The sequence below is a fragment of the Moellerella wisconsensis genome (assembly GCF_022592395.1).
GTDB classification, from domain to species: Bacteria; Pseudomonadota; Gammaproteobacteria; order Enterobacterales; family Enterobacteriaceae; genus Moellerella; species Moellerella wisconsensis.
In genome coordinates this window covers 670835-682350 of record NZ_CP093242.1, presented here as the reverse complement: position 1 = coordinate 682350, position 11516 = coordinate 670835, and the positions used below count along the sequence as shown (strand labels likewise).

Annotated in this window: 12 protein-coding genes; 7 read left to right on the top strand and 5 right to left on the bottom strand. The window is 39.9% G+C overall.

Annotated elements, in window-relative coordinates:
* Window positions 1-169 precede the first annotated feature (169 nt).
* On the bottom strand, window positions 170-736 hold the full coding sequence (gene gmhB / locus MNY66_RS02880; RefSeq protein ID WP_047255091.1) for a D-glycero-beta-D-manno-heptose 1,7-bisphosphate 7-phosphatase: 567 nt from the start codon (window positions 734-736) through the stop codon (window positions 170-172).
* A 168-nt stretch (window positions 737-904) separates the two neighbouring features.
* Between gmhB and metN the strand changes: the two genes are divergently transcribed.
* The 6 genes from metN to proS all read left to right on the top strand — a co-directional run bounded on the left by metN (window position 905) and on the right by proS (window position 6740).
* A complete protein-coding gene (gene metN / locus MNY66_RS02875; RefSeq protein WP_241501395.1) occupies window positions 905-1936 on the top strand; it encodes a methionine ABC transporter ATP-binding protein MetN in 1032 nt (343 codons plus the stop codon).
* On the top strand, window positions 1929-2582 hold the full coding sequence (metI, locus tag MNY66_RS02870; RefSeq protein ID WP_047255093.1) for a methionine ABC transporter permease MetI: 654 nt from the start codon (window positions 1929-1931) through the stop codon (window positions 2580-2582). The genes metN and metI overlap by 8 nt, the downstream gene beginning before the upstream one ends.
* 210 nt (window positions 2583-2792) lie before the next feature.
* On the top strand, window positions 2793-3614 hold the full coding sequence (locus MNY66_RS02865; protein WP_241501394.1) for a MetQ/NlpA family lipoprotein: 822 nt from the start codon (window positions 2793-2795) through the stop codon (window positions 3612-3614).
* Window positions 3615-3766: 152 nt separating this feature from the next.
* A complete protein-coding gene (rcsF, locus tag MNY66_RS02860; protein ID WP_241501393.1) occupies window positions 3767-4168 on the top strand; it encodes an Rcs stress response system protein RcsF in 402 nt (133 codons plus the stop codon).
* Window positions 4169-4172: 4 nt separating this feature from the next.
* Window positions 4173-4880, top strand: coding sequence for a tRNA (N6-threonylcarbamoyladenosine(37)-N6)-methyltransferase TrmO (gene tsaA / locus MNY66_RS02855; protein WP_047255096.1), 708 nt, complete (start codon window positions 4173-4175; stop codon window positions 4878-4880).
* 141 nt (window positions 4881-5021) lie between these two features.
* Window positions 5022-6740 carry a proline--tRNA ligase gene (gene proS, locus MNY66_RS02850; protein ID WP_047255097.1) on the top strand — a complete coding sequence of 573 codons (1719 nt, stop codon included), beginning with the start codon at window positions 5022-5024 and terminating at the stop codon, window positions 6738-6740.
* A gap of 91 nt (window positions 6741-6831) precedes the next feature.
* Here proS and nlpE read toward each other — a convergent pair whose 3' ends face one another.
* The gene (nlpE, locus tag MNY66_RS02845) at window positions 6832-7494 is read right to left on the bottom strand and encodes an envelope stress response activation lipoprotein NlpE (RefSeq protein WP_047255098.1); all 663 of its coding nucleotides are present in this window, start codon (window positions 7492-7494) and stop codon (window positions 6832-6834) included.
* Between the two features lie 325 nt (window positions 7495-7819).
* On the opposite strand from nlpE, the gene rof reads away from it, so the two are divergent.
* Window positions 7820-8083, top strand: coding sequence for a Rho-binding antiterminator (rof, locus tag MNY66_RS02840; RefSeq protein ID WP_047255099.1), 264 nt, complete (start codon window positions 7820-7822; stop codon window positions 8081-8083).
* A gap of 79 nt (window positions 8084-8162) precedes the next feature.
* Here the strand turns inward: rof and tilS are convergent, their stop codons facing one another.
* From tilS to accA, 3 genes are all read right to left on the bottom strand, one after another.
* Window positions 8163-9518: a tRNA lysidine(34) synthetase TilS gene (gene tilS, locus MNY66_RS02835; RefSeq protein ID WP_047255258.1), complete on the bottom strand. Its 1356-nt coding sequence runs from the start codon at window positions 9516-9518 to the stop codon at window positions 8163-8165.
* A gap of 14 nt (window positions 9519-9532) precedes the next feature.
* Window positions 9533-10432 (bottom strand): DMT family transporter, encoded by a 900-nt coding sequence (locus MNY66_RS02830; protein WP_047255100.1) that lies wholly within the window; start codon window positions 10430-10432, stop codon window positions 9533-9535.
* A gap of 116 nt (window positions 10433-10548) precedes the next feature.
* Complete coding sequence (gene accA, locus MNY66_RS02825) at window positions 10549-11508, bottom strand: acetyl-CoA carboxylase carboxyl transferase subunit alpha (RefSeq protein ID WP_047255101.1); 960 nt, start codon at window positions 11506-11508, stop codon at window positions 10549-10551.
* Window positions 11509-11516 lie beyond the last annotated feature (8 nt).

The window sequence follows — 11516 nt, the reverse complement described above, 5'->3', positions numbered from 1 at the left end:
CCTCAATCATCCCGCTGTTTTTCAAGGCGCTTATCGCGCTTTGGAACTTTCAAACTCAACCGTTCGGCCGGTTTGTCGTGACAACGGAGCGGATTATAGGGAGCTGAGAAAATTACACAAGTGTTTTTTTGAAATAATTTACCGTTCGCTGCTTTTACGCTCAAAATGATTATTTTTTGAGGTTTTTAAGTATCTCAGGTAGCTTCGCAATGCTATCAATCACTATATCCGCTTGAGCTTCAGCCTCTGAGGTAACCGCTTGTCCGCTGCGAACTAATATATTCATCCCCACTTTAGCTGCTTGACCCGCTTGAATATCTGCTAATTTATCACCGACCATAATAGAAGAAGACATATCTATAGCTAAATGCGCTTGTGCTTCTATTAACATACCAGCTTTTGGTTTACGGCAATCACATTCAATACGGTATTCTTCTATTTCTGCTTCAGGATGATGAGGACAATAATAAAGGCCATCTAAATCGATACCACGGTCTGCTAATGACCAATCCATCCATTCTGATAGATGGAGGAACTGATCTTCTGAATAGATGCCTCTTCCAATACCTGATTGATTAGTCACAATCACTAGTGCGTAGCCCATTTTTTTCAGTTCAATCATTGCCTCTATAGCGCCATCGATAAATTCAAACTTATCGATTTCATGAACAAATCCGTGATCTATATTAATAGTGCCGTCTCTGTCTAAGAAAATAGCGGGGATACCTTGGTTCACCTGAATACTCCTAAAAATTAAATTCAAACTAGTATCTCATGAAATGAAAATAAATGAGAATCAAATAAAAGAAACAATCTTTATTGACTTGGACGTCTAGACGCCTTAACATCCACAATTATAGAGTGATTGTTTCTAACCCATAGCTTTTATATTTAGAAGAAATAAATGATAAAATTATCTAACATTAATAAAGTCTTCCAACAAGGAAGCCGCAGCATACAGGCGCTGACTGATATCAGCCTACATGTACCTGCCGGGCAAGTTTATGGGGTTATTGGTACCTCTGGTGCGGGAAAAAGCACTCTGATTCGCTGTGTTAATATGCTTGAACGCCCGACTTCTGGTGAAGTTATTGTTGGCGGTCAAAATTTAACGTCACTTTCAGAGAAAGCACTGACTCGTGCACGCCGCAGTATTGGGATGATTTTCCAGCACTTTAACTTATTATCTTCGCGTAACGTATTTGGTAACGTGGCATTACCGCTTGAGTTAGATAATATGCCCAAAGAAGATATTAAAAAACGTGTTTTAGAATTATTGGAATTGGTAGGTTTATCAGATAAGAAAGATGCTTATCCCACCAATTTATCCGGTGGACAAAAACAGCGTGTCGCTATCGCTCGCGCCCTCGCTAATTCTCCACAAGTTTTATTATGTGATGAAGCGACAAGTGCATTAGACCCCGCAACGACACGCTCAATTTTAGAGTTATTAAAAGATATAAATCGGCGTTTAGGCTTAACGATCCTTCTTATTACGCACGAAATGGACGTTGTAAAACGTATCTGTGATCAAGTCGCTGTGATAAGTGACGGTAAATTAATCGAGCAAGATAGTGTGAGTGCCGTATTTTCTCACCCTAAAACGCCTATTGCTCAGGATTTTATTAAATCAACGTTGGTTGTTGATATTCCTGAGGATTACAAAGAACGTTTACAGCCAGTTTCTGGACCGAATTTGTCACCATTATTAAAACTCGAATTTACCGGTCAGTCGGTTGATGCACCATTAATTTCAATGGTAGTACGTAAATTTGATATCGATATCAATATATTAAGCTCGCAGATTGATTATGCCGGCGGTGTGAAATTTGGCGTAATGTTAGCTGAAATACACGGCGTAAATGATGGTATTGAATCAACCATTGATTTTTTAACCGAGCATCATGTCAAAGTAGAGGTCCTAGGTTATGTCTGAGAAAATGATTGCACTATTAATTAGCGGAACCATCGACACGATCATTATGACCTTTGTTTCGGGTATTTTAGGATTTGTGTTGGGATTACCGATCGGTATTCTGCTTTATATCACTCGTCCTGGGCAAGTGATGGAAAATACCAGTATTTACCGGATTGTTTCTGCGGTAGTTAATATTTTCCGTTCTATTCCATTTATTATTTTACTGGTATGGATTATTCCATTCACTAAATTGTTAGTGGGGACATCAATTGGTATGCAAGCCGCGATTGTTCCTTTAACTATTGGTGCAGCACCGTTTATTGCCCGTATGGTTGAAAATACCTTATTAGAGATACCAAGCGGTCTTATTGAAGCATCGCGTTCCATGGGCGCTACACCAATGCAGATTATTACCAAAATTCTGTTACCAGAATCATTGTCAGGTTTAATCAATGCAGCAACGATTACTCTGATTATGTTAGTCGGTTATTCAGCTATGGGCGGTGCCGTTGGTTCGGGTGGTCTAGGTCAGATTGCAATGCAATATGGTTACTACACCTATAATCCTGCAGTAATGAACACCGTACTTGTATTACTTATTATTTTAGTCTTCATTATTCAGTTCACCGGTGGACTCTTAATGAAACGAGTATCACGTAAATAATGGTGTATTTTTAATCACAAGTAACATTAAATATAAATAGCAGCGCCATTTATAGCTAGCATAAGTAACAGTGGTAACACGCAGTAATATTCTGCCTCAACATATTCGAGGCATTAAAATAACCGCGATATTGATAATCTATTATCTTGCCACTTAGCAAATGCCGAATATAGGTGCTTATAAAGTCAGTCTCCAAAGGGGTAAATAAATATGTCTATTAAGTTAAAATCTATTGCAGTTGTTGGCGCGCTATTAGGAACATTGGCTCTTACTGGTTGTGGCGAAAAGGAACAAGATCCAAACAGCATCAAAGTTGGTGTTATTATGGGCAAAGAGTTAGAAGTTGCTGAAGTGGCACAAAAAGTAGCGAAAGAGAATTATGGTCTAAATGTTGAACTCGTTGCCTTCAATGATTTCGTATTACCTAATGAAGCTCTAAGCAAAGGAGACATTGATGCCAATGCATTCCAGCATAAACCATATCTTGATCAACAAATTAAAGATCGTAATTACAAATTAGTCCCGGTTGGAAATACCTTTATTTATCCAATTGCGGCGTATTCTAAACAAATTAAATCTGTTGATGAGTTAACGGATGGAGCACAAGTTGCTATTCCAAATGACCCAACAAACCTGGGTCGTTCATTATTATTGCTAGAAAAACAAGGATTAATTACTTTAAAAGAGGGTGTTGGTCTATTACCTACTGTTTTAGATGTTACTGAAAATCCAAAAAATCTGAAATTTGTAGAATTAGAAGCACCGCAATTACCTCGTGCTTTAGATGATCAAAAAATTGCATTAGCAATTATCAACACTACTTGGGCGAGTAGCGCTACACCTAAATTAACTCCTGAAAGAGACGGTTTATTTGTTGAAGACAAAGACTCTCCTTATGTGAATGTTATTGTTACTCGTGAAGATAATAAAGATAGCGAGAATGTGAAGAAATTTATTCAAGCTTATCAATCAGATGAAGTATCTAATGTAGCAAACCAAGTATTTGATGGTGGTGCAGTTAAAGGCTGGTAATCTTTTTTATTGATTAAAATAATATTAGAATGCTAGGCGGGCTATTTCCCCTGCCTAGCATTTTTTATTAATTCTATTCCAATTTAGAATATTTATATAAATACACTAATAACTACCAACAATCATTTCCCTATTTAGAGGAAACACTATTTATGAGAACGCTACTATTAGCTCTCACAGCATTAAGTTTATCTGGCTGCGGAATAAATCAATATATGCATAAAAATAGCCAACCTGATTTCACTGATATGAAACTAACCAAACCACAGACTCGAGTAGCGATACCAAAATCTCCTACGGTTAAATTGTTTTCTAGCCCAGATGAACTATTAGGGAAACCGTTCAAAGATTTAGGTGTTGTCTCTGGACAAACTTGCCGTGAAACAGTACAAAGCCCGCCAACTAATATTAAATTGGCGCAAATTCAAATGCTAAATAAAGCGGCTTATATTGCGGCTGATGCTGTTTTGCTGCATCAATGCCAAACGATGTCAGCCGCAGGCTGTTATCAAGCGGCTATCTGTGAAGGTAGTGCATTGCAGATTATAAACTAACGTTATGAATACTCATCAATTTGAGGTGATTGGTCATATTGAATCGCCTTATAAAGAAAAATTTGCCATCCCTCGTCAACCTGGTCTGGTTCAGGATGGGGGCGGACGCTTAGTGCTTCACTCTCCGTTTAGTCATCCGGATAGCGTGCGTGGATTAGAACAATTTAGCTATATTTGGGTGATCTTTGTTTTTCATCAAACCGCATCGGGAGGATGGAAACCGCTAGTTCGTCCTCCACGTTTAGGTGGAAACGCTAAAATCGGTGTTTTTGCAACACGTTCGACATTCAGGCCGAATCCTATCGGTATGTCATTGATCGAACTCAAAGGCGTGACTATTGAAAAGAATAGCGTTACTCTCGAACTGGGCAGCCTAGATTTAGTCGATGGAACACCCGTTATTGATATTAAACCTTACTTACCCTTTGCGGAATCCCACCCTGAGGCCAAAGCAGGTTTTGCCCAGTCGGCTCCCGCAAATGATATGGAAGTGATTTTCACATCACAGGCATCGGCACAACTTACCCAGTACCAAGCCAAATATCCGCAACTTGCTCGCTTTATCGCTCAAGTTTTGGCTCAAGATCCCCGTCCAGCCTACAAAAAGCAATCTTGCGAAAACCGTGATTATGCGGTTCATCTGCTAGATTTTAATGTTTGCTGGCGAATAGTAAATAATATAACTGAAGTCTTCGCGGTTGACCTGCGCTAAAAAGTGGTTTTCCTCTTTTGGCAATCCTCAGTCACTGGTAGACTAGCTTTTTATCGTGCTGCTTTAGCAGCATAACGTTATTTTGACAGACTGATATTTTTTCAGTTTGCCGTGATTTGTTGTTCTAATGGAACCTTAACAATGCGTACAAGCCAATATTTGCTCTCAACTCTAAAAGAGACGCCTGCTGATGCTGAAGTTATTAGCCACCAGCTAATGCTACGTGCAGGCATGATCCGTAAACTTGCTTCTGGTCTTTATGACTGGTTACCTACTGGAGTCCGTGTTTTACGTAAAGTCGAAAAGATCGTACGTGAAGAAATGGAAAATGCCGGTGCGATCGAAGTTTCTCTTCCCGTAGTTCAGCCTGCTGATTTATGGCAAGAAAGCGGTCGCTGGGAGCAATATGGCCCCGAGTTATTACGTTTTGTTGATCGTGGCGAACGCCCTTTTGTTCTCGGCCCAACCCACGAAGAGGTCATTACTGATTTGATCCGTAATGAAATCACCTCATACAAACAATTGCCGCTGAATGTTTTCCAAATTCAGACTAAATTCCGTGACGAAGTCCGACCGCGTTTTGGTGTAATGCGTTCACGTGAATTTATCATGAAAGATGCTTATTCTTTCCATGTTAATCAGCAATCATTGCAAGAAACCTATGATGCAATGTACCAAGCCTATAGTAAAATTTTTAGCCGTATTGGGTTTGATTTCAGAGCGGTACAAGCTGATACCGGGTCTATTGGTGGCAGTGCATCGCACGAATTCCAAGTATTAGCAGATAGCGGCGAAGATGATATCGTTTTTTCAACTGAATCTGATTATGCTGCTAATATTGAATTTGCTGAAGCAATTGCTCCGACGACACCAAGAAGCGCGCCATCAGAAGAGCTTAGTCTGGTTGATACTCCTAATGCGAAAACTATTGCTGAATTAGTTGAGCAATTTGATTTAGCCATTGAAAAAACTGTTAAAACTCTTATTGTGCATGCCGCAGAACAAAGTGGACACACTCTCGTCGCATTATTAGTTCGTGGTGACCATGAGCTAAATGAGATTAAAGCTGAAAAACATCCACTGGTTGCTAGCCCATTAGTCTTTGCTTCTGAAGAAGAAATTCGTGCGGTTGTCAATGCAGGCCCGGGTTCTTTAGGTCCGATCAATCTGCCTCTGCCTATCGTGATTGACCGCAGTGTTGCTGTAATGAGTGATTTTGGCGCCGGTGCAAATATCGATGGTAAACACTATTTCGGTATTAACTGGGAAAGAGATTTGCCGATCCCTGAGATCTTTGATTTACGCAATGTGGTTAACGGCGACCCTAGCCCAGACGGAAAAGGTACACTGTTAATTAAACGGGGTATCGAAGTCGGCCATATATTCCAATTAGGCACCAAATATTCTGAAGCGATGAAAGCATCAGTTCAGAATGAAGAAGGCCATAATCAAATCGTCACTATGGGCTGTTACGGCATCGGGATAACACGTATTGTTGCTGCCGCAATTGAACAAAGTCATGATGCGCGCGGTATTGTTTGGCCAGATTCAATTGCACCTTTCCAAATCGCAATTTTGCCAATGAATATGCATAAATCTTATCGTGTTAAAGAAGTGGCTGAAAAACTGTATGCTGATCTCAAAGCTAGTGGTCTAGAAGTTATTTTTGACGATCGTAAAGAGCGCCCAGGCGTGATGTTTGCTGATATGGAATTAATTGGCGTGCCATATACTATCGTTATTGGTGATAGAAACTTGGACAATGGGCAAGTTGAGTTTAAAGCTCGCCGTAGTGAAGAAAAATCACTGGTCGCATTAGACAATGTTGTTAGCTTCCTGAAAGGCAAGTTAAATCAATAATCAGTGAGTTGCTAAATAGCAAGTTATCGACTAAAAAGCCCGACTTAATTATCAAGCCGGGCTTTTTTAATTCAATCTATTTAAATGCACGTTATTTAGTTGGACAAGATTTCTCTTTATTAAACAAGATACTACCCGTTTGTACTAACGCGGGATTAAATAAACCATCTTCCATTGAAGGACGGATAGTGTAATACCCTTCAATTTCAGCATAGACTGGTGTACCACCGTTAACCCCTGTAGCACCATAATTTCTTTCTAATTCAATACCGCTAGCCGCGTAATTACGCTTAGTACCACATTCAATAAATGTGGCGGCATCAGCCATATAGTGATACTCACCTATTTTTTTACTTGGAGTCACTTGCTTTAGAGTGTAATCAAATTGGGATTCAACCGCGTTACCATCACTGTCTAGCATAGTGACGGATTTATCATCTGCTGAAGGTGCAAAATATGAACGCTCACCTTGGGTATTAGTTAAACGCAGCTTATCACCATCTTTTGCCCAGCTACCAGTTTCAAACATGGTTTGATCACCATCGCGGGTACCAAGATATGTTAGCTCTTCCACATAGCTACCATCTTGATTAAATAAAATAGTGGTTTCTATGCCCGAACAATCCGCACAAGGAAGCACCCCGGTAAACGCCCGATCGATATAACGAACTTCTGGCGCTGTGGTACTATTTTGACATCCCGCAAGCGTGATGACACCGGCCGCAGCTAATACCATTAAGAGTTTTTTATTCATCGGTTTCCCCTTAGATTTTTGAATGCTTTCATACAGTTAATCTTTTATAAAACATCATAGCACTTTATTCTATAAAAAAGGGTGAGTATAGTCAGATTTCAGATTTTACTGAGTATAGTATAGATTATAATAATAGAAATGATTAAATGGTGCTCAATGGAAATGCTAAAAGCTGAGGGGCACTTATTATTGTTAAAATTACTGTGCTATGATGTTGAGAACCCGATTTAGCTTAGCGGGTAATGAGTTTCGTGACAAATGGGTTTAGTGACAAAATAATCATCGGCGGAAAAACCGCCACTAACATACATAGTGGTGAGGGATTATGTCTACAGATACTGAATATCAACCAATCAATTGTGATGATTACGAGTACTTGGAATTAGCTTGTCAGCGCCGACTAAAATTGCAGATCCAATTGCAAGATGGCAGTGAAATTGAAGTACAAGCAGAAGATCTCGTCACGCGCAAGAAAGTAGAGTACTTGATCGTGGGTACACCTGAAGGTGCAAAAGAATTACGCCTTGATCACATCAATACATTCAGCCACCCTGAGATCGGTACCATTGTTATCGATCACTCCCACTAGTCATCTGCTCGTCTCAACGAGAGATATCTCTTCTCCCCCTTATAATTAATGATCTTTATAAGGGGTTCCAATCCAAGCGTTAATCGTTTCTATCCCAATGAATAGCGATTCCCTGCTTTCCTTCATCAACTAACCCTTGGCGGGTAACAAAACAACCTACCGCAGTAATTAGCTGTTCATTATAATAAATTAATGGCGTACGCTCTCTCATCCACGGCGCGACTCCGAGCTCTTGCCAGATTTTCTTGCTGTGACGAGAATGCTCTCTACCCACAATATTAATTGTTTGCTGCAAACCGAACCGAATACTGACGACTTCGCCAGTTGCAGGCGGACGGATCTGTCCTTCACCGTGCATTACAACCAGACAGCCCAACGAATTGGGTAAAATATGTGGCGCGGGGTAATCCCAAGTAAACTGTTGATTAACTAAAGATTTCATCCTACGAACTAACCATAAATAACCTTGGTAGCGCCGAATATCATAAGAGCCAAACTGAAAAATAGGCTCAGCATCTTGTCGTGCTAATGCCACCTCCTGCCAAATACGTTGTAATTGATGATACCCCGGCATCGTTAAATTATGATAACCAAACCACCGGCGGATCAGTGCATTACGCTTCTCGGCTGAACATGTTTGCAATACCTCAATAGAGAGCCCCCCTTGGTAATCTAACGCCTCTTGTAATGCGCTAGTTAATAATTCATCTAACAAGGATTCTTGCTCGGCGCATAATGCAGCACTGCGTGCGGCTGCACTGGCAAAATGTGGCCAGCGTTGATTTAATATCGGCATGACATGTAACCGTAAAAAATTACGGTCATAGCGATCGTCTTGATTACTATCATCTTCAATCCAACACAAAGTAAACTGTTGCGCATAATGATCTAACTGGGAACGACTTAAGGTTAATAATGGGCGCAATAACAGGCTATTTATTTTTTCACCGCTCTCAACATCAACATGTGTCATAAATGGCATAGATTCAGGCATTGCGGATAACCCTGCCGGGCCACTACCACGTTTTAATGCCAACATAAATGTTTCAGCCTGATCATCCAGATGCTGCGCCGTTACCATCACTTCATTTGGATAAATAACAGCACGATAAGCTTGATAACGTGCTTCTCGAGCCGCAGCTTCTACACCCTTTTTACTCGCATCAACTTCAACTCGACGGCAAATAAAAGGAATTTTCCACTCTAAACAAATTTGCTCACAATGCTGTACCCAATAATCCGCCTTTGGATTTAAGCCATGATGAATGTGTAATGCTCTAATTTGTAAATCAGGATAACGTTGTTCTCTCAGCTGATACAAACAATGCAGTAATACCGTTGAATCTAAGCCGCCACTAAAGCCAACCAGAATATGCCGCTGGTGCTTTATTTTTTCTTCCACGGTATTTATTATTTGCATTGATAATTGACTCATTAAATTTTTCTCATTCATTTAGCTATTTTATTATCAGTTTCATTCTGTGGTGATTTAAGGCATAGAATTCCAGAAATAATTACTAAAGCTAAGCCGATAACATACGCGATAACTAAAGCATCATTAAATATAGCCACCAGCCATAATACCGAAAGCACAGGAGACAAAAATACAATAGAAGCTATTTTTGCCGATTGACCAGTGCTCATCGCCTTAAACCACAGAATATATGATACGCCATTAATTAAAATACCATTAATTAATGTTGGCCATAATGCGGATTTACTAGGAAGCGAAAAATTGCTAAAACAGATTAATAATACCGTCGATGCAGCGGTTGAAAAAATAAATAACCACAACGTACTAATATATGCATCAAGGGAAAATTGCTTAGATAATACCGACATAAGAGCAAAACAAAAGGCACCACCAAAGACTAATAATAAGGCTTGAGGATTTTCAATCTGCAGTTGACTAATATTGCCTTGAGTAAAGGTGATAATTACCGCACAGAAACCAATAATAACCCCCAGCCACTGACGTAAATACAAATGTTCTTTTAATAAAACTATCGAGAGTAAAATAATAATTAGCGGCCAGCTATATTGGATCACTAGCACCGCTATGCCATTCTCAATAGAATAACCATAATAAAGTAATAAATAGAATAAACAATCAAGTATACCAAGTACGCAAACTTGGAGAGTCTCTTTACGCGATAAAATAAATAATCTTCGCCAGCCACGACCTGAGCATAATGATACGGACAATACCGCTATCGCCGAAAACAAATTTGACCAAAATAAAAATTGAAAGTTATCCATCGTCGTCTGCCCAAAACGGGAAACAATCGGAATAAAGCTCCAAATAATCACACAAAGTAACGCATAGGCTAAATAACTGTATTGTTTCATCGGCACCTTATTATTAATTGGATTTGATTGATCACCTACAAGACAAATTTAAATCACAAAAAAAGGAGAGTGACGATGCCATTCTCCTTTTTTCTATTAACTGACAAATAATGCGATCAGCAATAACCATATTCCATCAAACGTTGATAACGCCGATTTTTTAATGCTTCCGTATCAAATTCATCTAATTCATTTAGATCTTCAACAAGGCGCTCTTTTAATGATGCAGCTATCTCATCATAATTGCGATGAGCACCGCCCAAAGGTTCTGGCACCACATTATCAATCAGTTTTAATTCTTTTAAACGCGGGGCAATAATACCCATTGCTTCTGCGGCCAGAGGCGCTTTATCCGCACTTTTCCACAGAATAGAAGCACAACCTTCTGGAGAAATAACCGAATAGGTGCTGTATTGCAGCATATTAACTTTATCACCAACCCCAATAGCTAATGCACCACCAGAGCCGCCCTCACCAATAACCGTACAAATAACTGGAACGGAAAGACGAGACATTTCACGTAAGTTACGAGCAATCGCTTCTGATTGACCACGCTCTTCCGCGCCCACCCCTGGATATGCTCCTGGGGTATCAATAAAAGTAATAATTGGTAATTTAAAGCGTTCAGCCATTTCCATCAGACGCAATGCTTTACGATAGCCTTCAGGGGCTGGCATACCAAAATTACGACGGATTTTCTCTTTCGTTTCACGTCCTTTTTGATGACCAATAATCATTACAGGTCGGCCATCAAGACGTGCTAGACCACCAACAATGGCTTTATCGTCAGCATAAGCACGATCGCCTGCTAACTCTTGGAAATCAGTAAAAATACGTTGAATATAATCCAAAGTATATGGGCGACGTGGATGGCGAGCCAGTTTAGCAATCTGCCAAGCACCAAGATCAGAGAAAATTTTACGAGTTAGCTCAAGGCTTTTTTCACGTAAACGGGCAACCTCTTCATCGAGATTGACTTCTAAGTTGTTATCTTGACGGCTGACTGCAGTCAGCGAATCAATTTTCGCTTCCAGCTCGGCAATCGGCTGTTCAAAATCAAGAAAATCCAGACTCATAATATTCC